This window comes from Nocardioides sp. NPDC004968 (genome assembly GCF_040608935.1).
GTDB lineage: Bacteria > Actinomycetota > Actinomycetes > Propionibacteriales > Nocardioidaceae > Nocardioides.
Genome location: NZ_JBEXJF010000034.1, coordinates 1 through 23,991 on the forward strand (window position 1 = coordinate 1; position 23,991 = coordinate 23,991).

Annotated in this window: 23 protein-coding genes and 1 tRNA gene; 8 read left to right on the forward strand and 16 right to left on the reverse strand. The window is 69.0% G+C overall.

The features are described 5' to 3' along the window. Positions 1–145: 145 nt before the first annotated feature. The 7 genes from ABZU72_RS22990 to ABZU72_RS23020 form a co-directional block, all read right to left on the reverse strand. Positions 146–865 carry a TetR/AcrR family transcriptional regulator gene (locus ABZU72_RS22990; RefSeq protein WP_355021117.1) on the reverse strand — a complete coding sequence of 240 codons (720 nt, stop codon included), beginning with the start codon at positions 863–865 and terminating at the stop codon, positions 146–148. Positions 866–931: 66 nt separating this feature from the next. Next, positions 932–1,915: a porphobilinogen synthase gene (gene hemB, locus ABZU72_RS22995; RefSeq protein ID WP_355021118.1), complete on the reverse strand. Its 984-nt coding sequence runs from the start codon at positions 1,913–1,915 to the stop codon at positions 932–934. Between the two features lie 95 nt (positions 1,916–2,010). After that, positions 2,011–3,696 carry a uroporphyrinogen-III synthase gene (locus tag ABZU72_RS23000; RefSeq protein ID WP_350665879.1) on the reverse strand — a complete coding sequence of 562 codons (1,686 nt, stop codon included), beginning with the start codon at positions 3,694–3,696 and terminating at the stop codon, positions 2,011–2,013. Further along, positions 3,693–4,706, reverse strand: coding sequence for a hydroxymethylbilane synthase (gene hemC, locus ABZU72_RS23005; protein WP_355021119.1), 1,014 nt, complete (start codon positions 4,704–4,706; stop codon positions 3,693–3,695). Before hemC ends, ABZU72_RS23000 begins: the two co-directional genes overlap by 4 nt. After that, the gene (locus tag ABZU72_RS23010; protein WP_355021120.1) at positions 4,703–5,998 is read right to left on the reverse strand and encodes a glutamyl-tRNA reductase; all 1,296 of its coding nucleotides are present in this window, start codon (positions 5,996–5,998) and stop codon (positions 4,703–4,705) included. Before ABZU72_RS23010 ends, hemC begins: the two co-directional genes overlap by 4 nt. Continuing rightward, a complete protein-coding gene (locus tag ABZU72_RS23015) occupies positions 5,995–6,720 on the reverse strand; it encodes a redox-sensing transcriptional repressor Rex (RefSeq protein WP_350665885.1) in 726 nt (241 codons plus the stop codon). Before ABZU72_RS23015 ends, ABZU72_RS23010 begins: the two co-directional genes overlap by 4 nt. A gap of 178 nt (positions 6,721–6,898) precedes the next feature. After that, positions 6,899–7,138 (reverse strand): glutaredoxin family protein, encoded by a 240-nt coding sequence (locus ABZU72_RS23020; protein ID WP_091043131.1) that lies wholly within the window; start codon positions 7,136–7,138, stop codon positions 6,899–6,901. 57 nt (positions 7,139–7,195) lie between these two features. Between ABZU72_RS23020 and ABZU72_RS23025 the strand changes: the two genes are divergently transcribed. The 3 genes from ABZU72_RS23025 (at position 7,196) to ABZU72_RS23035 (ending at position 10,369) form a co-directional block, all read left to right on the forward strand. After that, positions 7,196–8,095 carry an HAD-IB family hydrolase gene (locus ABZU72_RS23025; protein ID WP_355021121.1) on the forward strand — a complete coding sequence of 300 codons (900 nt, stop codon included), beginning with the start codon at positions 7,196–7,198 and terminating at the stop codon, positions 8,093–8,095. 191 nt (positions 8,096–8,286) lie between these two features. Then, a complete protein-coding gene (locus ABZU72_RS23030; RefSeq protein ID WP_350844849.1) occupies positions 8,287–9,036 on the forward strand; it encodes a sigma-70 family RNA polymerase sigma factor in 750 nt (249 codons plus the stop codon). Positions 9,037–9,178: 142 nt separating this feature from the next. Further along, positions 9,179–10,369, forward strand: coding sequence for a DUF5667 domain-containing protein (locus ABZU72_RS23035; RefSeq protein ID WP_355021122.1), 1,191 nt, complete (start codon positions 9,179–9,181; stop codon positions 10,367–10,369). A 100-nt stretch (positions 10,370–10,469) separates the two neighbouring features. Here the strand turns inward: ABZU72_RS23035 and ABZU72_RS23040 are convergent, their stop codons facing one another. The 5 genes from ABZU72_RS23040 to ABZU72_RS23060 all read right to left on the reverse strand — a co-directional run bounded on the left by ABZU72_RS23040 (position 10,470) and on the right by ABZU72_RS23060 (position 14,389). Continuing rightward, positions 10,470–11,426, reverse strand: a complete 957-nt coding sequence (locus ABZU72_RS23040; protein ID WP_355021123.1) for a lysophospholipid acyltransferase family protein — start codon at positions 11,424–11,426, stop codon at positions 10,470–10,472. After that, the gene (locus ABZU72_RS23045; protein WP_355021124.1) at positions 11,419–12,468 is read right to left on the reverse strand and encodes an NAD-dependent epimerase/dehydratase family protein; all 1,050 of its coding nucleotides are present in this window, start codon (positions 12,466–12,468) and stop codon (positions 11,419–11,421) included. Before ABZU72_RS23045 ends, ABZU72_RS23040 begins: the two co-directional genes overlap by 8 nt. Positions 12,469–12,482: 14 nt before the next feature. Further along, a complete protein-coding gene (locus ABZU72_RS23050) occupies positions 12,483–12,584 on the reverse strand; it encodes an AURKAIP1/COX24 domain-containing protein (RefSeq protein WP_008356322.1) in 102 nt (33 codons plus the stop codon). 185 nt (positions 12,585–12,769) lie between these two features. Continuing rightward, positions 12,770–12,973: a helix-turn-helix domain-containing protein gene (locus tag ABZU72_RS23055; RefSeq protein ID WP_008356311.1), complete on the reverse strand. Its 204-nt coding sequence runs from the start codon at positions 12,971–12,973 to the stop codon at positions 12,770–12,772. A gap of 210 nt (positions 12,974–13,183) precedes the next feature. Beyond that, a complete protein-coding gene (locus ABZU72_RS23060; RefSeq protein WP_355021125.1) occupies positions 13,184–14,389 on the reverse strand; it encodes an acetoin utilization protein AcuC in 1,206 nt (401 codons plus the stop codon). A gap of 184 nt (positions 14,390–14,573) precedes the next feature. Between ABZU72_RS23060 and trpS the strand changes: the two genes are divergently transcribed. Next, positions 14,574–15,551: a tryptophan--tRNA ligase gene (gene trpS, locus ABZU72_RS23065; RefSeq protein WP_355021126.1), complete on the forward strand. Its 978-nt coding sequence runs from the start codon at positions 14,574–14,576 to the stop codon at positions 15,549–15,551. Positions 15,552–15,642: 91 nt separating this feature from the next. Here the strand turns inward: trpS and ABZU72_RS23070 are convergent, their stop codons facing one another. Then, on the reverse strand, positions 15,643–17,094 hold the full coding sequence (locus ABZU72_RS23070) for an MFS transporter (RefSeq protein ID WP_355021127.1): 1,452 nt from the start codon (positions 17,092–17,094) through the stop codon (positions 15,643–15,645). Between the two features lie 257 nt (positions 17,095–17,351). Between ABZU72_RS23070 and ABZU72_RS23075 the strand changes: the two genes are divergently transcribed. Next, entirely contained in the window at positions 17,352–18,461 is a 1,110-nt protein-coding gene (locus ABZU72_RS23075; RefSeq protein ID WP_355021128.1) for a ScyD/ScyE family protein, read from the forward strand. A gap of 66 nt (positions 18,462–18,527) precedes the next feature. Here the strand turns inward: ABZU72_RS23075 and ABZU72_RS23080 are convergent, their stop codons facing one another. Both ABZU72_RS23080 and ABZU72_RS23085 read right to left on the reverse strand, forming a co-directional pair. After that, positions 18,528–19,985: an alkaline phosphatase PhoX gene (locus ABZU72_RS23080; RefSeq protein WP_355021129.1), complete on the reverse strand. Its 1,458-nt coding sequence runs from the start codon at positions 19,983–19,985 to the stop codon at positions 18,528–18,530. 427 nt (positions 19,986–20,412) lie between these two features. After that, complete coding sequence (locus ABZU72_RS23085; protein ID WP_355021130.1) at positions 20,413–21,363, reverse strand: 5'-nucleotidase; 951 nt, start codon at positions 21,361–21,363, stop codon at positions 20,413–20,415. A 107-nt stretch (positions 21,364–21,470) separates the two neighbouring features. Here ABZU72_RS23085 and ABZU72_RS23090 point away from each other — a divergent pair. Continuing rightward, positions 21,471–21,543, forward strand: a tRNA-Pro gene (locus tag ABZU72_RS23090). A gap of 8 nt (positions 21,544–21,551) precedes the next feature. On the opposite strand, the gene ABZU72_RS23095 is transcribed toward ABZU72_RS23090, so the two are convergent. After that, the gene (locus ABZU72_RS23095) at positions 21,552–22,025 is read right to left on the reverse strand and encodes a hypothetical protein (RefSeq protein WP_355021131.1); all 474 of its coding nucleotides are present in this window, start codon (positions 22,023–22,025) and stop codon (positions 21,552–21,554) included. A 92-nt stretch (positions 22,026–22,117) separates the two neighbouring features. On the opposite strand from ABZU72_RS23095, the gene ABZU72_RS23100 reads away from it, so the two are divergent. Together ABZU72_RS23100 and ABZU72_RS23105 are read left to right on the forward strand one after the other, a co-directional pair. Next, positions 22,118–23,221: a histidine kinase gene (locus ABZU72_RS23100; RefSeq protein ID WP_355021132.1), complete on the forward strand. Its 1,104-nt coding sequence runs from the start codon at positions 22,118–22,120 to the stop codon at positions 23,219–23,221. Continuing rightward, complete coding sequence (locus tag ABZU72_RS23105; RefSeq protein ID WP_355021133.1) at positions 23,218–23,991, forward strand: LytTR family DNA-binding domain-containing protein; 774 nt, start codon at positions 23,218–23,220, stop codon at positions 23,989–23,991. Before ABZU72_RS23100 ends, ABZU72_RS23105 begins: the two co-directional genes overlap by 4 nt.

Genomic DNA, 23,991 nt, shown 5'->3' on the forward strand with positions numbered 1-23,991 from the left:
CCTGTGGAGAGCGAGTGGCCCGAGGTGGCGGCACGGTCGCGTGTAACACGCTGTTCGTAGGAATATCCGGTCGTTCTAATAGGGCGAGTAGTCCTACGAACGACGTGTTACACCCCGCGCGGGCGGCCCCACGAGTTCGCGACAGTCAGGCGGCGGGCTCGTCGTCCTCGTACTCGGTGACGAAGGCTCGACCGAGCTCGCGGACCGCATCCAGGGAGGATGCGTCGGCCAGCAGGGAGCTGAGGTGGTAGTCGGCGACCGACTCGGCCAGGGCGTCGGAGCTCGCCGGGGCCTTCTCGTCGTCGCGCCGGCCGTGCCAGAGCCGGTGCTGGGCGCCTTCGTTGAGCGAGAGCAGCATCAGCGCGGTGGCGGCGGGGTCGGTCTGACGAAGCTCACCGCTGGCGACGCCCATCTCGAGGAGCTGGGCGGCCGCGTCACGCAGCTTGTCGCCGTCCTCCTCGAAGCCGGCGAAGACCTGCGGCTGCGCCAGGGCGGCCACCTCCAGCTCGTAGAAGTCGAGCGGCGCGGTGCACAGCTGGCGGACGTCGGTGTAGAGGAAGGCGTAGAGCCGCGGAGCAGCCGGGCCGGCCTCCTCGAGAAGCTTCTCCGCGAGCGTGAGCGACTCGCGGTTCTTCTCCATCAAGGCGGAGAGGATCTCCTCCTTGGATTTGTAGTAGTAGTACATCGAGGACTGGCGCAGTCCGACGCACTCGGCGATCTGGCTGATCGTCGTCGCCGCGACCCCTTGAGCGGTGAAGAGGCGGGATGCCTCTTTGAGAATCTCTTCCCGCGGGTTCGCCGAATTCCGTCCACTGTTGCGCGGCCGACCGGTGCGCTTGGGGCTGGCCAACTCTCGATTGGTCACGGGCTGCAGTCTACTCTCAGGATATGTTCCACGTCACAGAGCTGAGCGGCTGATCAAGCGAGAACGTCAGCCTCGCAGCCAGCCAGCTGCTTCGGTGGCCCAGTAGGTCAGAATGACGTCCGCGCCCGCCCTCTTGAAGGCGGTGAGTGTCTCCAGGATCGCCGGTTCGCGGTCGATCCAGCCGTTCGCGGCGGCGGCTTCCAACATCGAGTACTCCCCTGAGATGTTGTAGGCAGCCACCGGAACATCGACAGACTCACGCACTCGCTGCAGGACGTCGAGATACGGGAGCCCGGGCTTGACCATCACGATATCGGCACCCTCAGCGACGTCAAGGAGCGCCTCGCGGACGCCCTCCAGCGCGTTGGCCGGATCCTGCTGATAGGTCCGTCGGTCACCCTTGAGGGCGGAGTCGACGGCCTCGCGGAACGGGCCGTAGAACGCCGAGGCGTACTTCGCGGAGTAGGCGAGGATCGAGACGTCGGTGTAGCCCGCGCCGTCGAGGGCGTCGCGGGTCACCGCGACCTGGCCGTCCATCATCCCGGACGGGCCGACCATGTGGACGCCGGCCTCGGCGTGGGCGATCGCCATCTGAGCGTAGATCTCGAGGGTGGCGTCGTTGTCGACCGAGCCGTCCTCGGCGAGCACACCGCAGTGACCGTGGTCGGTGAACTCGTCCAGGCACAGGTCGCTCATCACGGTGAGCGCGTCGCCGACCTCGGAGACGACGTCGGCGATGGCGACGTTGAGGATGCCGTCGGGGTCGAGCGCGCCCGAGCCCACGGCGTCCTTCGTCTCCGGGACACCGAAGAGCATGATGCCGCCGATTCCGGCGGTCGCGGCCTCGGCCGCAGCCTTCCGCAGCGACTCCCGGCTGTGCTGGACCACGCCGGGCATGGTCGAGACCGGGACGGGCTCATCGATCCCCTCGCGCACGAACGCGGGCAGGACCAGGTTGGCGGGACGTACGGCCGTCTCCGCGACCATCCGGCGCATGATCGGCGTGCGGCGCAGCCGGCGGGGACGGATCACGGGCTTCTCGATGCTCATCTGCACTCCAACGCAAAAGGGGTACGTTCCACGGTAATGCAACAGCCGCGTGCACCCACACTCGGGAGCACGCGGCAGTTGCGGTGGAACTCGGTTCAGGAGGTACGCGAACGGCGGCGCGAGGCGGGGCGCCGGTCGGACGGCTTGGTGACCGGCAGGCCCTGCTCGACCAGCGAGGCACGACGCGCGGCACCGAAGGCGGCGAGCGCCTCGGTGAGCGCCTCGATCGACGGCTCGGGCGACATCACGTCGACGCGCAGGCCGTGCTCCTCGGCGGTCTTGGCGGTGGCCGGACCGATCGCCGCGATCACCGTGGAGGTGTGCGGCTTGCCCGCGATGCCGACCAGGTTCCGGACCGTCGACGAGGAGGTGAAGACCACCGCGTCGAACTTGCCGGTCTTGATCGCGTCGCGGGTCGGCGCGGGCGGCGGAGCCGCCCGGACGGTGCGGTAGGCGGTCACGTCGTCGCACTCCCAGCCGAGGTCGACCAGGCCGGCGATGAGGTTCTCGGTGGCGATGTCGGCGCGCGGGAGGAAGACCCGGTTGATCGGGTCGAGGTCCGCGTCGTACTCCGGCCACACCTCGAGCAGGCCGGCGGCCGACTGGTTGTCGGTGTTCGGCACGAGGTCGGGGCGCAGGCCCCAGGCCTCGAGCGCCTGCCCGGTCTTCTCGCCGACGGCGGCGATCTTCAGACCGGAGAAGGCGCGGCAGTCCAGGCCGTACTCGTCGAACTTCTCGCGTACGGCGCGCACCGCGTTGATCGAGGTGAAGGCGATCCAGTTGTAGCGGCCCTCGACCAGGCCGCGTACCGCCTTGTCCATCTGCTGCGGGTTGCGCGGGGGCTCGACGGAGATCGTCGGCACCTCCTCGGGCACGGCACCGAAGCCCTTCAGCTTCAGCGACAGCGCAGGCGCCTGCTCCTTGGTGCGGGGCACCAGCACGCGCCAGCCGAACAGCGGCTTCGTCTCGAACCACGAGAGCGTCTCACGCAAGTTGACCACCTTGCCGATCACCACGATCGCCGGCGGCGCCATCCGTGCGGCACGAGCGTCGACAGCGATGTTCTCCAGCGTCGACTCTACCGTCGACTGCTCGGTCGTGGTGCCGACGCGGGTGATCGCGACCGGGGTCTTGGCCGAGCGGCCCGCCGCGACGAGCTCCTTGGCGATGTCGCCGATCATGCCGACGCCGGAGAGGAGAACCAGGGTGCGGTTGTCGGCGTACTGGCTCCAGTCGATCTTCTCGTTGCAGGTGACGACCGCGACCTCTTGGTGGTCCTTGGTCGTCAGCGGGATGCCGGCGTAGGCCGGAACGGCCGACACCGACGAGACGCCGGGAACGATCTCGAAGCCGATGCCCGCCTTGGCGCAGGACTGCGCCTCCTCGGGGCCGGAGGCGTAGAGGAAGGGGTCGCCGGTCATCAGGCGCACGACGCGCTTGCCCAGCTTCGCCTGCTTGACGACGGCCTTGGCACGGGCGGCGTTGGCCAGGGGCTGGCCGTCGACGCCGAACCCGCCGTCGATGAACTCGGGTCCGACCGGTTCCGGGGTCTCTTCACCCTCGGCCGGCTCGACGGGCTCGGGGATGCCGAGAACGCCGCGCACCATCGAAGCGTGCTCGGGGGCCTCGGTCACGACAACATCGGCCTGCTTCAACAGGTCGATCGCCCGTACCGTCAGCAGCTCAGGGTCACCAGGACCGCTGCCGACGAAGGACACCCAGCCCAGTGGGGTGGCCGAGCTGTGCTCGGCCGTCTGCTCGGTGGTCTTTGCTCGGGTCATGCGTTGTGCACCTTGTCCTGCTCGGGAGCGGTCTGGGGGGAACCGCCCGTGTCCATGACAGCCTGGCCGGGGTCAGTGGTGGGGTCGTCGGTCAGGTCTGCTGCACCCTCGGCGAGCATCTCCTCGGCGAGCCGGCGTCCGACGCCTGCGGCGTCGTCGAGCGGCCCGGATGCGGAGAGTCGGATCGAGAGCGAGCCATCGAGTGAGAGCGCGACTGCCCGCACCCACAGCTCTGGTCCTTCCTCACCCTCAACCACGTCGGCGAGGGTCCCGATGGGCGCGGCGCAGCCACCTTCGAGGGTGGCGAGCACCGCGCGTTCTGCCTCGACAGCCGCTCGGGTGGGCGAGTCGTCGAGGGAAGCCAGAATCTTGCGTACGTCGGCATCGGCGTCGCCTGCGCGGCACTCGACCGCCAGGGCCCCCTGACCAGGAGCGGGCAGCACCTGGATCGGGTCGAGGACCTCGGTGACCTCGTCGAGCCGGTCGATGCGGGCCAGGCCGGCACGCGCGAGCACGACAGCGTCGAACTCGCCCGAGCGGACCTTGCCGATGCGGGTGTCCACGTTGCCGCGGATGCCGGCCAGCTCCAGGCCGAGGCCGAGGGCCTTGATCTGGGCGACGCGTCGCGGCGAGCCGGTGCCTACCCGCGAGCCCGGCGGGAGCTCACCGAGGGTCAAGCCGTCGCGGGCGACGATCACGTCGCGCGGGTCCTCGCGCGGCAGGATCGCGACCAGCTCGATGCCTTCCTCGGGGTAGGTCGGCAGGTCCTTGAGGGAGTGGACCGCGAGGTCGATCTCCTTGGCGTGGAGCGCGTCGCGCAGCGCGCTGACGAAGACGCCCGTCGAGTTCGCGCTGGTCAGCGGGGTGTTCGCTGCCTGGGTGCGATCGCCGTCGGAGACGATCTCGACCAGCTCGACGATGTGGCCCTGGGCGCGGAGCACCTCCGCGACGAGGGTCGACTGGGTGACGGCGAGCTGGGAACGGCGGGTGCCGAGACGAAGAGTTCTCATGAGTGGTCTCCTGGGACGTCGGCCCGGGTCACCGCGGAGACGGCCTCGGGGTCGAGCGCGAAGAGCTCGGCGAGCGCAGCGGCGTAGGACACCGCACCGGTCTCGTTGGCGAGCTCCTTGACCCGGACGGTCGGTTCGTGAAGCAGCTTGTCGGCCACGCGGCGTACGGTCCGGAGGACCTCGGCACGAGTCACCTCGTCGAGGCCGGGCAGCTTGTTGTCGAGGCGCTCCATCTCGGCGGCGACGACACCGGTGGCCATGCTCCGCAGCGCGACCACCGTCGGGGTCACCGCGGACTGGCGACGAGCGCTCAGGAACGCCGCGACCTCCTGGGTGACGATGTCGCGGACCGCGAGCACCTCCTTGCCGGCGGGCGAGGCGTGCAGCTCGTCGGCGAGGGCGGCCAGGTCGATCAGGGTGGCCCCCGGGAGCGACCCCGCAGCGGGGTCGATGTCGTGGGGCAGGGCCAGGTCGATCAGCGCGATCGGGCGGCTGCTGCGGTCACCGACCATGTCCGCCGGGACGAGCAGCCCGTTGGCGCCCGCGCAGGTGATCACGACGTCGGCGGCCGCGATCTCGTCGGCCAGCGTGTCGAGCGAGGCCGAACGCGCGGAGTACTCCTTGGCGAGGCGCTCGGCGTTGGCCGTGGTGCGGTTGACGACGACCACGTCGGCGGCCCCCAGCCGGGAGACGGTCGCGGTGGCCAGCCCGGCCATCGCACCGGCGCCGACGACGGCGACCCGCTTGCCGCGTACGTCACCCACGGCGCGCGCGGCGCGGTCCAGCGACGCGGTGACCAGCGACGGGGCGGCCTGGTCGATGTCGGTCTCCGCGCGCGAACGCTTGCCGACGCGCAGCGCCTGCTGGAACAGGCTGTTGAGCGCCGGTCCGACCGTGCCCATCTCCTGGCCGAGCTGCAGCGCCGCGCGGGCCTGCCCGAGGATCTGGCCCTCGCCGACGGCCATCGAGTCGAGCCCGGCAGCCACCTTGAACAGATGGGAGACGGCACCGTCGTCGTAGTGGACGTAGAGGTGCGGCAGCATCGTCTCGAGCGTCTGCCCGGCGCCCTCGATGATGCGGCGGGAGAGCTCCTCGACGGAGCCGTGGAACCGCTCGACCTCGGTGTAGATCTCGAGACGGTTGCAGGTCGCGATGACCGCTGCCTCGCTGACGTGTTCACAACCAGCCACGTCGGTGAGGAGCTTCTGCAGGCCGTCCGCGTCCACCGATGCCGCCTCGAGCAGCGAGACCGGCGCAGAGTTATGTGAGATGCCGACAACAAGGACACTCATGCCGTGATCCCTTCCTCGGAACCATTGTCCACCGTCTCGACAGCTTCTGCAGCCTTGCGCGACTCGTGATACGCGAGGATCTGCAGCTCGATCGAGAGATCGACCTTGCGTACGTCGACACCCGGCGGCACGTTCAGGACGGCGGGCGCGAAGTTGAGGATGCTGCTGATGCCGGCCGCGACCATCGCGTCGGCGACGTCCTGGGCAGCGGTCGCCGGCACCGAGATGACTCCGATCGAGACCTGCTCGGCCGCGACGATCTCAGCCAGGTCGGCGAACGGCCGGACCTCGAGCCCGGCGACCGTCTGGCCCTGCATCGGCGCGGCCGCGTCCAGGAGCGCGACGGTGCGGAACCCGCGGCTGCTGAAGCCGGAGAAGTTGGCGAGCGCCTGACCCAGGTTTCCGATACCGACGATGATGACCGGCCAGTCGTGGGTGACGCCGATCTCGCGGGCGATCTGGTAGCTCAGGTAGTCGACGTCGTAGCCGACCCCACGGGTGCCGTAGGAGCCCAGGTAGGAGAGGTCCTTGCGCAGCTTGGCCGAGTTCACCCCGGCGGCGGTCGCGAGCTCCTCGGAGGAGCAGGAGGCGATGTTGCGCTCGGCGAGCGAGGTCAGCGCCCGGAGGTAGACCGGAAGCCGGGCGACAGTCGCCTCGGGGATGTCCCGGTGGGGGTCCTGGGCACCGCTGCCCTCGCCCGTATTCGTACTCCGTGCCGTCACGCTCTGCTCTTTCAATGCCGGCGCCACAGACGGGGGCTTTTTAGCCCGGGATCGCCCTGCGGCTCAGCCACCATACGGAGTTTGTGACCGCGAGAACAAACTCGCAGAGCGTCGGCTAGCACACGTGTTTGCGGAGTTGTCAGAGGGGGGCTGTTCGGGGTAATGGGCCGATCGACAGTTATTCTGGGGAGCGCGCGAGCGCTGCCCTCAGCCGCTCCTCGGAGACACGCCAGAAGTCGTGCTGCTTCCCGTCGACGTACGTCACGGGCACCTCGTTCGTGAAACGCTCGCGCAGTTCCTCGTCGGCGTCGATGTCGACCTCGGTGTAGTCGTCCCCGACCACCTTCTCGAGGACCAGCCGAGCCTCGTCGCACAGATGGCAGCCCTGACGGGAGTAAAAGGTCACACGTGGTTCCATCCGACCATCTTGACACCTGGGTCCCCTCACGGCGTCCGGACCACTACTGTTGGCGAAATGAGCAGCGCCAGCGACCGCCGCCGTGCCGAGCTTCGGCGAAAAGACCTCAAACGCCGCTCGGCTCTCGCCGGCGAGGCATCGGCCGCGGCCGCGGAGATCGAGGCGTGGCTCTATCCGACGGCCGGAGACCCGACGGCGGCAGCCTTCTTCGACGTCGACAACACGATCATGCAGGGCGCGACGATCTTCCATCTGGCCCGCGGCCTGCACCGGCGCAAGTTCTTCCGTACGCGGGACATCGCCTCGGCTGCGTACAAGCAGGCCTATTTCCGGGTGGCCGGGGTCGAGGACCCGTCCCACATGGAGTCGGCGCGCTCGTCGGCGCTGTCGTTCATCCGCGGCCATCGCGCCGAGGAGGTCGAGAGCCTGATGGAGGAGATCTTCGACGAGGGCATGGCCCACCGGATCTGGCCCGGCACCAGGGCCCTCGCGCAGACCCATATCGACCAAGGACAGCGGGTGTGGCTGGTGACCGCGGCGCCCGTCGAGGCCGCGCGGGTCATCGCCCGACGGCTCGGGCTCACCGGCGCGCTCGGGACGGTGGCGGCCACCGAGGACGGCGTCTACACCGGCGATCTGGTCGGCGAGATGCTCCACGGGCCGGCCAAGGCGGAGGCGGTCAAGGCGATCGCCGCCCGGGAGGGCCTCGACCTTTCTCGCTGCGCCGCCTACTCGGACTCCTACAACGACCTGCCGATGCTGTCGCTGGTCGGACATCCGTGCGCGATCAATCCGGACGCGCGCCTACGCGCCCACGCGCGCGTGAAGGGCTGGCCGATCCGTGACTACCGCACCGGTCGCAAGGCCGCCCGGGCCGGCGTGGTCACCGCGGCGCTGGGCGGGGCGGCCACCGGGGCGATCGCGGTGGCGATCGCGCTCCGCGGACGGCGGGACTGATCGCCCTGTTGGCGACCTGTATGCAGTGGCGGGTATTCGCCGCTCTGTCAGGAAATTGCCAACACACGCCGAGGCAACTTCGGCTCGGGACCTGACATCGGGATGCCCTAACCCGTAAGGTTGGGCTCGCTCAGGGGGAGTCTTCGGGAGGGACCCACATGTCGCGCCGCGCCAATGACGTCCATCGTCGCTTGGATGCACTGCGTGCTGCGGTCGAGCTCTTGATGAACGAGGGCTACGAGCCCGCCTACGCCGGTGTCGCCGGTGCGTCCGGTCCGCTCGCCGAGCCCGAGCGCCGCGGCTCGGGTGGCACCCACGAGTCCAAGCCCCGCTCCGACAACGAGCCGGACGACGACGCCGAGCTCGCCACATCCTCGGAGGAGAGCGAGGCCGACCGCACCCGGCTGATCGCGCTCGTCGAGCTCGCCCGCAAGGGTGACAAGGAGGCGTTCGGCCTCCTCTACGACCACTACCACGGTGCGGTCTACCGGTTCCTCTTCTACCGGACCCGCTCCACCCAGGTCGCCGAGGACCTCACCTCGGAGACGTTCTTCCGCGCGCTCCGCTCGATGACCGGCTTCCGCTGGCAGGGCAAGGACTTCGGCGCCTGGCTGATGACCATCGCGCGCAACCTGGCCACGGACCACTTCAAGGCGGGACGTACGCGCCTGGAGATGACCACCGAGGACATGGGTCAGCACGACTCGTCCTCGGACGGGCCGGAGAAGATCGTGATGGCCGGGATCACCAACGAGATGCTGCTCGGGGCTCTCTCCAAACTGCCCGACGAGCAACGCGACTGCATCATCATGCGTTTCCTCCAAGGGCTGTCAATCGCGGAGACAGCCGCTATCCTCGGGCGCAGCGACGGAGCCGTGAAACAGCTCCAGCTGCGCGGGATCCGCAATCTCGCCAAGCAGATGCCTGACGGGATCCGCTGATGACTGTGTTCCGCACCACCTTGAATGCTCGACCGGTTGCCGTAACCCGCGGCCGGGGCGACTCGTTGTCTGACATGGCAGCACCTTGTGCGCAGCTGTTTCGACGAATCCCTGACAGCCGATACCGAGTAGGAACCCCCCGATGAGCCCGGCATTCCCGGCGCGAAAGCGTGCCGACGAGTTCGACCGAATGGTCGCGGCTGCTGCTGCGACGGATCGGCGTGCCTCGCAGTCTGCCGACGAGCTTCGTGATCTGGCCGTCTTCGCTTCGTCGCTCTCCACTCTCAGCGACTCCGCCGTCCCCAGTCGCGACTTCTCCGTCTCCCTTCGCGAGCGCCTCATGGAGGCCGCCGACACCGAGCTCGTGCCCGCGCCGCGCACCGAGAAGACGGTCGAGCGCAAGCTCACCGTCGGTCCCGTACGCAGGCCGCGCCGGCAGCGCAAGCTCGCCGTCGCCTTCGCCGCGATGGCGATCGTCGGCGGCACTGCAGGTGCCGCGGCCGCGTCCCAGACCGCTCTGCCCGGTGACTCGCTCTACCCGGTCAAGCGTGCCGTGGAGAACGTCTCCGCCGGCTTCACCGTCAGCACCCAGGCCCGTGGCATCCGGATCCTCGAGGACGCCGGCACCCGCCTGCGCGAGGCCAAGTCGCTCGTCGCCGATGCGCCGATGACCGACTCCGAGCGGGTCACCACGACGCTCGAGACCTTCTCGCGACAGGCCGCGCACGGCTCCGACCTGCTGATCAGCGACTTCGAGCAGTCCCAGGACAACGACTCGCTCGCCCAGCTGCGTACGTTCGCGGCCGATGGCGTCGAGGAGCTGGCCGAGCTGAGCCCGAAGGTGCCCGAGCGTGCCGAGCCGGCCGTCTCCGACGCCGCGCAGACCCTCGTGCTGATCGACCAGGCCGCCGCCCAGCTCTGCCCCACCTGCGAGGGTGGCATCACCGAGCTTCCCGCGACGCTGGTCTCCAGCCTCACCTCCGACATCGACGGGCTGCTTCCGGCCGACACCGTCGTCGAGGCCGAGGCGCTGCCGCCGCTCACCCAGGACGACAACGCCCTCGATCTGCCCTCCATCGACCCCGACAAGATCGGTCCCGGCTCGGTGACCGACCCCAAGGGCGAGAAGGACGACCAGGAGAAGCCCTCCGAGGAACCGGAGGAGGACGGCAGCATCCTGCCGACCCCCACCACCCCCTCCGACGGCGATCCCTCCGAGGACCCGGACACCGACCCCGGCACCGTGACGGACCCCGTCACCGGTCTGGTCACCGGCGTCACCGGTCTGGTCGGCGACGTGCTCGCCGGCGCCACCGGTCTCCTCACGCCGTAACTCACGGCCGAAGCGTCACTGGCGCTGGTCGAGTTGGCACAGGCGTGCCGTCTCGGCCGGCGCAGCTGACTTCTCGACCGGCGGGGGTGACCTCTCGGGATCAGCCGAAGACGGAGGCGCGCTCGCCCAGCAGGCGGTAGAGCGTCTGCTGGATCGTCTCGCGCACCTGGTCGGTGACGTTGAAGACCAGCATCGGGTCGTCGGCCTCCGAAGCGTCGTACGCATCGGTGCGGATCGGCTCGCCGAACTCGATCAGCCACTTCGACGGGAGCGGGATGAGACCCAGCGGCCCGAGGAGTGGGAAGAACGGCGTGATCGGCAGGTAGGGCACGCCGATGACCTTGGCGAGGGCCGGGATGTTACCGACCAGCGGGTAGATCTCCTCGGCGCCGACGACGGAGAGCGGCACGATCGGGACACCGGTGCGCAGCGCCGAGGAGACGAAGCCGCCGCGGCCGAAGCGCTGGAGCTTGTAGCGCTCGCTGTAGGGCTTGCCGATGCCCTTGAAGCCCTCGGGCCATACGCCGACCAGCTCGCCGTTGCGCAGCATCCGCTCGGCGTCCTCGCTGCAGGCCAGCGTCGCGCCCGCCTTGCGGGCGATGTTGCCGACGATCGGCATCCGGAAGACCAGGTCGGCCCCGAGCGGGCGCAGGTTGCGACCGAGCTCGTCGTGGATCGAGACCATCGTCATCAGGCCGTCCATCGGGATGGTGCCGGAGTGGTTGGAGACGATCAGGGCGCCGCCGTCGGTCGGGATGTTCTCTATGCCGCGCACCTCGACCCGGAACCACTTCTCCTTGATCGGCCGCAGCACGGCCAGCATGAAGCGTTGGGTGAGCTCGCGGTCGAAGCCGTATTCGTCGACGGAGTATTCGCCGGAGATCCGGCGGCGCAGGAACACGATGAACCGAGCGAGCTGCTCCTCCCACTCGGCACCGAAGACCTCTTTGGCGGCGCTCTCCAGAGCCGCTGCCCAGTCGGCCGCCGGGATCGCCCGCAGCGGGTGGCGCTCGCGCGCCGTGGCGCCGGTGAAACCCTGGGCGGGGGACTCAGTCACCGGGCGCTCCTGTCAGTCGGCTCTCCAAGGCGGCCAGCGCACGGTCGGCGCGGTTCGCGGACGGCATCACGCTGTCCGCGAAGTCTACGACCGTGTCCTCGGTCGTGTATCGGGGTTCGAAGCCCAACAGCGAGCGCATCCGCGTGGTGTCGACGCCACGACCGTAGGTCAGCAGGGCCCGGAGCTCGGCGGGATACTCGCCGCCGCCGAACCTCGCCAGGCCGAACATGGGCTCGGGGATCGGCACCGTGACCCGCTGCAGCCGGCGCGCGACCTGCGAATGGGTCAGCACGCCGTCGCCGGCGACGTTGAACGTCCCGGGGACCCCGGTGCGTACAGCATGCTCGAGGACGCCGTAGAGGTCCTGCTCGTGGAGGAACTGAAGGCGGGGGTCGAAGCCGAGCACGTTGGGCACAACCGCGCGCCGGAAGTGGGACGCGATCGGGCTGACCACGCTCGGCCCGAGGACGTTGGCACAGCGCAGCACTGTGACCGCGATGTCCGGGCGACGGCGGGCGAAGCCGCGTACGTAGGACTCGATGTCGGCCGCGTCGCGGGCATAGCCGGAGGACGGGGTGCGCCGCGGCTCCATCGACTCGGTGAACATCGCCGGGTCGCGGCTGCTCGCCCCGTAGACCTGGGTCGTCGACTTCACCACGACCTGACGCAGGGACGGCGCAGTCTGACAGGCCGCGAGGAGCTGCATCGTCCCGATGACGTTGAGCTCCTTCATCGTCGAACGACCCCCGGTGGTGCCGGGGGTCGCGATGACGCTGAGGTGGACGACGGTGTCGACCTCCTCCTTGGCGATCACCTTGGCGATCACCGGGTTGCGGATGTCGGCTCGGACGAATCCGACCTTGCCGATGTCACCGCGAGGCGGTGCGACATCGACTCCGATCACCCGCTCGACGTTCGGGTGGCGGGCGGCAGCGCGCGCAAAACGGCGACCGAGGTCACGCGAGACCCCGGTGACCAGGAGGACCCGCCCCTGCTGCCCGCCTCGGGCTTCGCTTCGGCCAGGTCCGGTGCGTTCCGCCACCTACGCCACGAACGTCACTTGCCGAGCTTGCGGCGCTGGACGCGAGTCTTCTTGAGCAGCTTGCGGTGCTTCTTCTTCGCCATGCGCTTGCGACGCTTCTTGATGACAGAACCCACGGGGAACCCTTCACGATCGTTGCAGAGAATGCCGGCCCGGTGCCGACGCGGCCACTCACCGCAGCGCGCGGCAAACAGACCTAGGGGGTAAGACTAACGAAGCCAGGGCACCCAGAGAGAATCGGTGACCCGATGGGACCGGTGTTGCCCCCGCGCCCATTGTGCCTGGGCGCGGGGTCCGACAACTAGCCCGCGTTGTAGAACGAGCTCTTGAGGTATTCGTTCGCGTCGTCCTCCCGAACCCGGAAGGAACGACCGACACGCACCGCAGGCAGCTCGCCCGAATGAACCAACCGGTAGACCGTCATCTTGGATACGCGCATCATCGACGCAACCTCGGCAACGGTCAGGAACTTGCTGTCAGAGATGTCTCCAGAAGGAGTAACCATCTGCTTCCACCGTTCTCTCTCGAGTGATCGCGACGCCGGCGGCTTCCCCACCGCCGGTCCAAAAACGCGATCCCAAAGTGAGAATAGGGCCTGATGTGACTGATGGGGAAGGGGACACCCCTGAGAATCTCACATACCACCGGCGTGTCGAGTTGCATTTGGGCGCGACGAACTGCGGTTTCTAGACCGTCCCGAAACTATCTGACCGGGCTACGGCATCGGGTCGAGCCCGTGCAGCGGGAACACCGCTGTGCGAGTCGCGTGGACCTGCCGGTCCAGCCACGTGCCGGGGTCATATCCGCTCCCCCAGTCGCGGTAGGCCGGTTCACGTCCGTCCGTCATGCGCAACGGTGCGACCCTCCCGAGGCGCGTCTGCACGTGCTCACGCCAGCCACCTGGCACGTCGAGCGTCGGCTCCAAGGGATTCCCCGACACTAGCGCAAGAAGGTGGGTCCATGCGCGTGGCACGACGTCTACGACCGCATAACCACCGCCGCCGAACGCCACCCACTTGCCGCCGCACACCTGGTGGGCGAGCTCGTGGAGCGCGACGTACGCCGCCCGCTGGCCGTCCACGCTGAGCGCCAGGTCGGCGAGGGGGTCGTCGGTGTGCGAGTCGCAGCCCTGCTGGGTCACCAGGATCTCCGGCTGGAACTCCCGGATCAGGTCGGGCACGACGGCATGGAAGGCGCGCAGCCAGCCGTGGTCGGCGGTGCCGGGCGGCAGCGCGACGTTGACCGCGCTCCCCTCGGCCTCGGGTCCGCCGACCTCCTCGGCGAAGCCCGTGCCGGGGAAGAGCAGCTGGCCGGTCTCGTGGAGGGAGATCGTCAGGACGCGTGGGTCGTTCCAGAAGGCCCGCTCGACGCCGTCACCGTGGTGCACGTCCACGTCGACGTACGCGACCTTCTTCACGCCCTGGTCGAGGAGCCACTGGATGCCGGCGGCGACGTCGTTGTAGATGCAGAACCCGGCGGCCCGTCCACGCATCGCGTGGTGGAGGCCGCCCATGATGTTGGCGCTGTGCAGGCTCTCGCCGGAGTAGACCTGGCGGCAGGCCTCGATGCTCGCGCCGACGATGTGTGCGCTGGCGTCGTGGATGTGCGCGAAGACCGGGTCGTCCTCGGTGCCGAGGCCGTGGGCGAGGTCCGACTCGCCGCTCCTGCCGGCCTTGATGACCGCCTCGATGTAGCTCTCGTCGTGGATGGTGAGCAGCTGCTCCGGGGTGCCCATCGGCGCCTCGACGACCTTCAGATGGTCGAGTACGCCGAGCTCGCCGGCCAGGCGCATCGTCAGGTCCACCCGGATCGGCGCCATCGGGTGGGTCGGGCCGAAGTCGTAGTCGGCCAGGCTCTCGTCGAACACGACCGTCGAGTGCCCCTGGCACGAGGTCGGCCACGTGGTCGGCGGAGTCGTCATGGGCCACACGCTATCTGTGACGTGTGAGACACTGGAGAGGTGTTCAGCATTCGTTCCACCCAGTGGTGGTCCGCCTCCTAGGCGGTCCACCCGATTGTTGAGCACTCACATCAGGCCGCCCACGGGCGGCCTTTCTCGTTGATCGTCGCTGACCCGTGGGCCTCACCACCCCGAAAGGTCCACCATGACCAGGCGACTCTCTCTCATCACACCCTCCGGCCGACTCACCATCGGCAACCTGCTCGGCGCGCTGCGACCGATGCGATGTATCGAGCCTGTCGAGATGGCCGCCACGGCCGACTCGGACGCCTTCTACGGCCTCTCCGACCTGCACGCACTGACCCTGCCGCACGAGCCGTCGGTGCTGCGTACGCGGACGGAGGAGATGGCACTCCTCCTGATGGCGTCCGGGCTCGAACCGGCCACGTTGTTCATCCAGTCCCACGTCCCCGCGCATCGCTCGCTCAGCTATCTGCTCGAGTGCGTCGCGCACACCGGCGAGCTGGGTCGGATGATCCAGTTCAAGGAGAAGTCGCGCCGCGTGGGGGCGTCGGTGCGCGCCTCGCTGTTCACCTATCCGGTGCTGATGGCGGCCGACATCCTGCTCTACGGGGCGACCGAGGTGCCCGTCGGTGACGACCAGCGTCAGCACGTCGAGCTGGCCCGGGACATCGCGATCCGGTTCAACACGACGTACGGCCGGGTCTTCTCGGTCCCCCAGGCGGTGCATCCCGAGGCCGGGGCCCGGATCATGGATCTGGCCGAGCCGACCCGCAAGATGTCGAAGTCGGCCGGCGACGCGCACCCGGGCTCGATCTTCCTGCTGGACGATGCCGATGTCGTACGTCGCAAGGTGGCCCGTGCGGTCACCGACTCCGCCGGAGACGTCTCCCGCGACGAGGAGCGGCCGGGTGTCACCAACCTGATCGACATCCTCGAGGCCTGCGGTGGATCGGCGGCCGGGCTGTCGAACTACGGCAGCCTGAAGGCCGCGGTCACCGACGCGGTCGTCGCCGAGCTCGAGCCGATCCAGAAGCGCTACCACGAGCTCGCCGCCGACCGGGCGTACGTGACGCAGGTGTACGCCGCCGGAGCCGAGAGGTGCCGTGAGGCGACCGCACCGGTCCTGGCCGCGGCGGAGGCGGCGATCGGGCTGGGCTGAAACGCGTGTAACACGTCGTTCGTCGGACTTATCGCCCTATCTGATAGGGCGATAAGTCCGACGAACAGCGTGTTACACGGGGGCGGTCCGCTCAGATGCGCACGTCAGCCAGCTCTCCCACCCGCGCACCTTGCGGCCGCAGGTAGACCACGAAGGTGACCAGGGCGCAGATGGCGTAGAAGATGGTGAAGGCGATGAACGCCGACTTGGTGGCGTCGAGGGGGTTGTCGACCCACGGGCTGTTGAAGGCGATCGGGATGAAGAACCCGCCGATCGCACCGACGGCGCCGATGATTCCGACCGCGGCGGAGGACTTCTTGGTCGCGCCGACGAGTGCGGCGTCCCGCTCGGCGGTGCCCGGCGTGGTGGCCATCTCGGCCTCACGACGGAAGATCGACGGGATCATCTTGTACGTCGACCCGTTGCCGATGCCGGTCGAGGCGAAGACCAGCATGAAGAAGCCCAGGAACGCCGGGAACCACGACTGGTTGTCGAACGCGATGGCGGGCGTGGCGTCCGGGTTCGGGGTGAGCTGCATCAGCGTCCACAGCACCCCGAGGGTGAAGACGACCAAACCGATGAACGCGCCGAGCGTGACCTTCGCGCCGCCCCAGCGGTCGGCCAGCCAGCCGCCCAGCGGCCGGGTCGCGGAGCCGATCAGGGCGCCGAGGAAGGCGAAGTAGGCGAAGTAGATGCCGGTGCCGAGCGGCGCGGGCTCGGGCACCCAGAAGTTGAGCTTGATCAGCAGGGGCATCGCGGCGGAGTAGCCGATGAAGGACCCGAAGGTGCCGATGTAGAGGAACGACATGATCCAGGTCTGCTTCGACTTCACGACCGAGAGCTGCTCACGCACGGGCGACTTCGCGGAGCTGAGGTTGTCCATGAAGAAGAAGGCCGAGAGGGTCGCTATGACGGCCAGCGCCGCGTAGACGAACGCGGCCCGCTCGAGGTGGATGCCGCCTTCGGAGGCCTTGATCAGCCCGAAGATGCCGGCACCACCGACGATGACCGGCAGCAGGAACTGGATGAGCGCGACGCCGAGGTTGCCGCCAGCGGCGTTGAGGCCGAGCGCGGCGCCCTTCTTGGCGGAAGGGTAGAAGAAGTTGATGTTCGCCATCGAGGAGGCGAAGTTCCCGCCGCCGAGGCCGGCGGTGGCGGCGATGACGCAGAAGACCCAGTAGGGGGTGGACGGCTGGGTGACGGCGTACGCGAAGCCGAGGGTCGGCACGAGCAGCAGCGCGGCCGACATCATCGTCCAGTTGCGACCGCCGAACTTCGGCACCGCGAGGGTGTAGGGCACCCGCAGCAGCGAGCCGACCAGGTTCGGGATGGCGATCAGGAAGAACAGCTGACTCGGGGTGAAGTCGAAGCCCTGGGCGACCAGGAAGGCCGAGGAGACCGACCAGATCAGCCAGACCGAGAAGCCGAGGTGCTCGGCGAAGATCGACCAGATCAGGTTGCGGCGGGCGGTCTTCGCCCCGGTTTCCTCCCAGAAGGTGGCGTCCTCCGGACGCCAGTCGTCGATCCAGTAGCGGCGGCTCATGGTGGGCTCCTCAGATGCGGCAGTCGGCGAGATATCACTCACCATCGCCAGTCCACGTTTCAGCCGGCGCCAACCCTCGCGCGCAGGCCCGTCAACTTCCTCTCACGACCTCACAGGGCTCACAACCTCACCGCTGCCACCGAGAACGGCGTTACCCAAACCGGGCGATTCGATCGCCACCAGAGGCAATGAGACTGAAGAACGACCGGCGACGACGCGGTCGCTGGTCCGTACAGACAACACAAGGGGGACACGCAATGTCCAGACTTCCACGGTGTCTGACGGCGGCCGCCGCACTGATCCTCGGCGCGGCGCTCATCGCCACCACCCCAGCAGCGCAGGCCCATTCCAAGCCTCGTCTGCCCACCGGCGTACTCGCATCCGGCCTGCTCTCCCCGCTCAGTGCGGCGGTGGGCGATGACGGGACGGCGTACGTCTCCTCGAACTTCGCCGGCCAGATCCTGAAGGCCCGGCCGGGCAAGTCGCCGAAGGTCGTTTACACCGATCCGAACGGCTACGAGGTCGGCGGGCTGTCCGTCCGCGACGGTGTGGTGACCTTCGTCGTCACCCGCTCCAACCGCGAGACCTTCGAGAACACGGGCAGCTGGCTGAAGCGGCTCTACCCCTCCGGCAAGGTCAAGACCGTCGCCGACCTGCACGCCTACGAGAAGAAGCGCAACCCCGACGGCCGTACGTCCTACGGGTTCCGCAAGGGCGATCCCAAGTGTGACGCGAAGTGGCCGGCCGAGATCGGCGCACCCGCGTCGTACAAGGGCGGGGTCGACTCCCACCCGTACGCCACCGCGACCAGGAAGGGGAGCACCTACGTCGCCGACGCCGGTGGGAACAGCATCCTGTCGGTCTCCTCGTGGGGTCACGTGAAGACCGTCGCGACGCTGCCGGGGATCCCGTACAAGTTCACTGCGGAGGTCGTCGAGGGATTCGGGCTCGACCCGTGCTTCGTGGGTCGGACCTACTACTTCGAGGGCGTTCCGACCGATGTCGAGACCGGCCCTGACGGGCGGCTCTACGTCTCCAGCCTGCCGGGCGGGCCGGAAGGCCCCGAGCTCGGATCTCGCGGAAGCGTCTTCAAGATCGACGCCCGCACAGGACACCAGAAGCAGGTCGCTCGTGGCTTCCTGGGTGCCACCGGCGTCGCGGTGAGTCCGCACGGCACGATCTACGTGGCCGAGATGTTCGGGAACAAGATCACCGCCGTACGCCACGGCCACCGTTGGACCAAGGCTTCACCGCCGACTCCTGGGGCCGTCGAGTGGACCAAGTGGGGCGTGGTCGCCACGACCGACGTCCTGTCCGGCACCGACGGCACCTCGCCGCCGGCCGGTCAGCTGGTCAACCTCGGCTGATGGCGGTACGTGGCGGGCGGCCCGAGCCGCCCGCCACGTACGTCTCATCTCTCGAGCCGCCGATCCTCAACCGAGGTAGCGCTCCCACGGGCCGGTGATGGCCAGGGTGTAGCCGGGGTCCTGCATGTTGACGAAGAGGACCTTGCCGTCGGGCGAGAAGCACGGCCCACAGAACTCGGAGTCGTTCAGATCGTTGCGGGCGATGGCGTACGCCGGGCCGCCCGGGAACGCGCCGAGCACGTGCGAGGCGCCGGTGCCGTCCTCGGCGAGCACCAGCGAACCCCAGGGGGTGACGGTGACGTTGTCGGGGCCGTCGAAGGTGAGGTCGCTGTACTTCGGCGCCGGGGCATCGTCCTCGGACTGCGTCTGGTGCGGGAAGTACGTCACCAGCTGGATGGTCTCGGCCTTGTAGTCGTAGAACCAGACCATGCCGTCGTGCGGGGACGCGTCGGCGGGCATGTCGCCCTCCTCCCACGCGTAGGAGTTGACCACGTAGACGCCCTCGTCGGTGCCCCACACGCCCTCGAACTTGCGCCCGCGGGTGACCTCGCCGTCGGCGAACTGCTCGCGGCACGGCGTCTCCTGGGCGTCGCGCTCGGGCACGGTCTTCCACTTCACCGGGAAGGGCTGACCCATCTGCGCGGAGGTCAGATAGGCCACGTCGGGCAGCACCGAGCCGTCGGGAAGGATGATCTGCATCGCGGCGAGCGTGCCGGCGTCGTCGGCCAGCTCGGTGAGCACGCCCGGGCCGAGCCTCACCCCGGCCGGGGCGGTCCAGCGGTAGAAGAGCCCGTTCGGCTCGTCGGCGTCCTCGGAGAGGTAGACCTTCGTGCGGCTCTTGTCGATCGCGAGGGCCTCGTGGTCGTAGCGACCGAAGGCCTTGATCGGGCGCGGGTCGGCCGAGCCGTCGGCCCAGACCTCGAAGACGTAGCCGTGGTCCTTCTCGTAGACGCCCTTGGTGCCGTCCTCGCCCTCCCACTCCTCGCCGGCGTCGTTGACGGTCTCCTCGCAGGTCAGCCAGGTCCCCCACGGCGTCGGGCCGCCGGCGCAGTTGGTGGAGGTGCCGGAGATCGCGACGAACTCACCGAAATTGGCACCGCCCCCGTCGGTGGTGATCACGGTGCAGCCGCCCGACGGCGCGCCCGGGTCGTAGACGGTGCCCTCGACGAGCGGCACCGGAATGCCCTCACCGGGCTCGATCTCGTGGTTCTGGATCAGCGTGTAGCGCCCACGCCTGCCGCCGAGCACCATCATCCCGTCGTGGTTGGACGGCGTCTTCTCACCCGTCTTCAGGGTCGTCTCCCCAGCGGAGGTGACGATGGCGTACGCGAATCCCTCGGCCAGCGCGAGGATCCCCTTGGGGTCGTCCACGAGCGGCGGGAACGGCTCGCGGGCGCGCTTGCGTCCCGGGGTGCCGGGCCGCGCCGGCTTCGCCTCGGCAAGAGCGGGAACGGCACCGGCGACGGCCAGGCCGACCCCGGCCGCGGCTCCTCCGGTGAGCAGGGAGCGTCGAGTTGCGGACATGGGTTGGTACTCCTCGGAGCTTGGTAGGGGATCCCGAGACAGGTCTCAGCCCTCTACCCAAGCCACTCCGCAACACCTGCGCGCCCGCGCGAGATGAACCTCAGGCGACAGTGGCGTGAAACGTACGCCGACGGCGCCTCAGGCCGCTCCGAACAGGCCGTTCAGGCCGGTCCTCCGGGCGGGGCCGGAGCGCCCGCTCTCCCACGCGTACCCGCACCTGCAGCACATCAACCGCCGGCGGCCCCCCGCCGAACGCGAGAGAACCCGGATCTCCTCGTCTTCGGTGCACTTGGCACACATAGCCGAAGTCATCGAGTGAACTCCTCGCACTTCTCAAGTGAACAGAACCTGTACAACTCTCCCCAGGGTGACATATCAACCGGCCCGTCCACCAGATGAGCACTTCCTGTGGGTGAACTGTAAAGTGCTATTGACCAGCGGGAACATCGTCGGCGTTGGCCACGCCGTAGGGGATGTGGACTCCGGCGATCGACCCGACCGCCTCGTCCAGATGGGTCGTCTGGTCGTCGAAGAAGATCAGCGGACGGAGCACCTCGAGCACCCGCACCTTCTCCACGCCACCGAGGAAGAAGGCCTCGTTGACGTAGACGTCCCACGACTGCAGAGACCGGATCGCCCGCTCATGGGCCGGGGCGCCGCGGGCGGTGACGAGCGCGATCCGCAGCCGTGGCTCGTAGCCCGGATCCTCCAGGCGGCGCTGCTCCTCGATCTGCTGGATCCGGTTGAGGTCGCGCAGCAGCGGCTGCAGCGGCCCGGGCTCGAGCGGCTCGGCCTTCCGGCTGGCCTCGTAGGCCCGATATCTCTCGATCCCCTCCTCGCGGAAGACCCGCTCGCTGCCGTCGTCGGCGAGCACACCGTCGAAGTCGAAGGCGACGACCACGGAGCGGTCGGTCTCGTCGTACGTCGCCGCCGACGGCAGCACGTGACCGGCCGGGAACCCCTCGCGGCTGGCCGCGATGACGTCCTCGCGGTTGCCACTGAGGAACAGCGACATCCCGAGCGCGCCGATGTAGGGGTGGGGCGAGCGACCCTGGGTGAAGACCGCGCGGGTCATCGGCAGGCCGTGGTGCTCGATCGAGCGCATCACCCGCAGACCGGTGTTGGGGTCGTTGCGCGAGACCACGATCACCTCGACGAGCCCGTCGTCGGCGTCGGCCGCCAGGTCGTTGAGGCTCAGCAGCCGCTTGATGAACGGGAAGGCGACACCTGGCCGGAGCGGGTCGTCGATGCGCTCGTCCTGGTAGCGGCGGTAAGCCTTCTCGCCGTGCTCGCGGAAGTACGCATCCGACTCGGTGAGGTCGAAGAGCGCGCTCGAGGCGATCCCGACGACCAACCGGTCCCTCAGCTCGTATCCCACGCGTCGCAACCTACAGCCGATAAATCGATAAATCGTGTGCGTTCGGGGTCATCGCCTGTCTAACGTGGTCGGCATGCAGCAGCGACCGCGCCCGTGAAGACACAAAACGGGTTGTGGGGAAGCGGCTATCCCTCCTGGGTTGGGTCCAGGCGATCGCGGGTTCGAGTCCCGCCAACCCGACGACGACCTCAGTCCACGTTGGTGACGCGGAGGAACTCCTGGACGTCGAAGACGGCCCGGAAGACACCGGCGGCCTTCGGGAGCAGCGGCGCGACCTCGGCGTACGGGACGACGCGCGGGTCGGTGACCCGGTGGTCGACGCCGTCGTAGACGATCGTGGCCGAGTTGGCGGCCAGGACGTTCTGGGCCCAGTCGACCTTCGAGGTGTAGGGCAGGTTGATGACGAAGCCGTCGGGGGTCGGGAACGGCGTGACCGGGGTGGCGTACTCCCGTCCGCTCGCGCGGCCGACGTGGAGGACGACGCCGTTGGTGGCACCTTCCATCCCGGCGGTCTTCAGGGCCTCGGACGCGAACCGCTTCGAGAAGGCGCGGATGCGGTCCTGCAGCCACGGCGACTTGTTGCGCATGCCGATCACGAAGGCGGCCCCCGCGCCCGCTACGCCGACAGCCAGCAGACCCGGGATCACTCGACTCAATCGCATGCCGCAAACCTACCTCGCGCCCCTGCGGTGGCCCGGGTGACAGATAGCGTGGGCGCGGTCACAATTATCGGTGAGCGGCGAGAGGAGAGCGGATGCGGCGCTGGAGGCGCACCCACCTGGGCACAGAAGCCGATCGGGCGACCTTCCGCACCCTCCACAACGCATCGCTGGCGAGCCCTGCGCTGCGTGGCGGCCTGACCGTCGACAGCGCCGAGCGCGCTGCCCCACACCTGCAGGCACTCCTGGCCGCCCCGGCGCTCGCGATCACCGACACCGACGGCCTGCTCGCCTGGGAAGGCATCGGCACCCACCACCAGGAGCACGTGACCAAGCTGGCCGAGGGGACGCTGGAGCACGGCGCGACAAGGTTCTACGACCGGGTCGACCTCGAGTGCGGCCAGGCCGGCTGCCCGCTGCACTCCGCCGTGGTCAGCCCGCTGGTCGTCGACGATCACCTCGTCGGCACGCTGCAGGCGTACGCCCCGGACACCTCGGCGATGATGGTCCGCGCCACCGACGAGGTCGCGACCTGGGTCTCCGGTCAGCTCGAGCTCGCCGAGCTCGACGCGTCGCGGCGGCGCCTGATGGAGGCGGAGGTGCGCGCGCTGCGCGCTCAGATCAGTCCGCACTTCATCTACAACTCGCTGGGGGCGATCGCCAGCTTCGTACGCACCGATCCGGAGCGTGCGCGCGAGCTGCTCCTGGAGTTCGCGGACTTCACCCGCTACTCCTTCCGGACCCATGGCGAATACACCACGCTGTCCGAGGAGCTCCGCTCCGTGGAGCGCTATCTCCTGCTGGAGCAGGCCCGGTTCGGCGAGCGGCTCTCGGTGAGGCTCTCGGTGGCGCCCGAGGTGCTGCCGATCGCGGTGCCGTTCCTGTGCCTGCAGCCGCTGGTCGAGAATGCCGTACGCCACGGGCTCGCCGACGCGCAGACCGGCCACATCTCCATCCGGGCCGCCGACAGCGGCACCGAGTGCGTGATCGAGGTCGAGGACGACGGCGCCGGCGAAGACCCGGAGAAGGTACGCAACGCGCTGGCCGGCGGCGCCGACTCCGTAGGGCTCGGCAACGTCGACGCCCGGCTCCGCAACGCCTACGGCGACGACTACGGTCTGGTGGTCGAGACCGCCCCCGGCGCCGGCACGAAGGTCATCCTCAGAATCCCGAAGTTCGCCCCAGGAGTGCACACATGAGTGGCCGAACCACGCAGGCGTTCGCCGCGCGACAGGGAGCGCCCGGGGGCCGGCTGAGAATCCTGGTCGTCGACGACGAGCCGCCGGCAGCCGACGAGCTCTCCTACCTGCTCACCCAGGACGCGCGGGTGGCGGAGGTGCGCACCTGCCTGAACGCGACCGACGGGCTGCAGCAGCTGCAGGGGTCGGGCGTGGACGCGGTCTTCCTCGACATCCAGATGCCCGGTCTCAACGGGCTCGAGCTGGCCCGCCTGCTGGCGAGGTTCAAGACGCCGCCGGCGGTCGTGTTCGTGACCGCTCACGAGGAGCACGCGCTGGAGGCGTTCGACCTGCGCGCCGTCGACTACGTGCTCAAGCCGGTGCGCGCCGAGCGGCTGGCGGAGACCGTCACCCGGCTGATGGGCAGCATGCCGGAGGAGGAGCCGAGCGGCGACGTACAGATCCCGGTCGAGCTCGGCGGCGTCACCCGCTTCGTCTGGCGCTCCCAGATCACCCACGTCGAGGCGCAGGGCGACTACGCCCGGCTGCACACCGCCGACGCGTCCCATCTGGTGCGGGTCCCGCTGACCCAGCTGGAGCAGGAGTGGGCCTCCGCCCGGTTCGTACGCATCCACCGCTCCCTCCTCGTCAACCTCGCCCACGTGACCGAGGTGCGGTCCGAGGCCGGCCGCTGCTCGGTCGTCGTCGGCGGCTCCGCCCGCGGGACCGAACTGCAGGTCAGCCGCCGGCACACGCGCCAGCTCAAGGACCTGCTCGCCCGGCGAACCTGA

Excerpts from the sequence above, each read along its gene's own strand:
- hemB (WP_355021118.1), bottom strand. The coding sequence starts at position 1,915 with ATGAGCATCGAGAAGCCCGTGATCCGTCCCCGCCGGCTGCGCCGCACG.
- ABZU72_RS23000 (WP_350665879.1), bottom strand. The coding sequence starts at position 3,696 with ATGACCCGAGCAAAGACCACCGAGCAGACGGCCGAGCACAGCTCGGCC.
- hemC (WP_355021119.1), bottom strand. The coding sequence starts at position 4,706 with ATGAGAACTCTTCGTCTCGGCACCCGCCGTTCCCAGCTCGCCGTCACC.
- ABZU72_RS23010 (WP_355021120.1), bottom strand. The coding sequence starts at position 5,998 with ATGAGTGTCCTTGTTGTCGGCATCTCACATAACTCTGCGCCGGTCTCG.
- ABZU72_RS23020 (WP_091043131.1), bottom strand. The coding sequence starts at position 7,138 with ATGGAACCACGTGTGACCTTTTACTCCCGTCAGGGCTGCCATCTGTGC.
- ABZU72_RS23025 (WP_355021121.1), top strand. The coding sequence starts at position 7,196 with ATGAGCAGCGCCAGCGACCGCCGCCGTGCCGAGCTTCGGCGAAAAGAC.
- ABZU72_RS23035 (WP_355021122.1), top strand. The coding sequence starts at position 9,179 with ATGAGCCCGGCATTCCCGGCGCGAAAGCGTGCCGACGAGTTCGACCGA.
- ABZU72_RS23055 (WP_008356311.1), bottom strand. The coding sequence starts at position 12,973 with ATGGTTACTCCTTCTGGAGACATCTCTGACAGCAAGTTCCTGACCGTT.
- ABZU72_RS23060 (WP_355021125.1), bottom strand. The coding sequence starts at position 14,389 with ATGACGACTCCGCCGACCACGTGGCCGACCTCGTGCCAGGGGCACTCG.
- trpS (WP_355021126.1), top strand. The coding sequence starts at position 14,574 with ATGACCAGGCGACTCTCTCTCATCACACCCTCCGGCCGACTCACCATC.
- ABZU72_RS23070 (WP_355021127.1), bottom strand. The coding sequence starts at position 17,094 with ATGAGCCGCCGCTACTGGATCGACGACTGGCGTCCGGAGGACGCCACC.
- ABZU72_RS23075 (WP_355021128.1), top strand. The coding sequence starts at position 17,352 with ATGTCCAGACTTCCACGGTGTCTGACGGCGGCCGCCGCACTGATCCTC.
- ABZU72_RS23080 (WP_355021129.1), bottom strand. The coding sequence starts at position 19,985 with ATGTCCGCAACTCGACGCTCCCTGCTCACCGGAGGAGCCGCGGCCGGG.
- ABZU72_RS23095 (WP_355021131.1), bottom strand. The coding sequence starts at position 22,025 with ATGCGATTGAGTCGAGTGATCCCGGGTCTGCTGGCTGTCGGCGTAGCG.
- ABZU72_RS23100 (WP_355021132.1), top strand. The coding sequence starts at position 22,118 with ATGCGGCGCTGGAGGCGCACCCACCTGGGCACAGAAGCCGATCGGGCG.
- ABZU72_RS23105 (WP_355021133.1), top strand. The coding sequence starts at position 23,218 with ATGAGTGGCCGAACCACGCAGGCGTTCGCCGCGCGACAGGGAGCGCCC.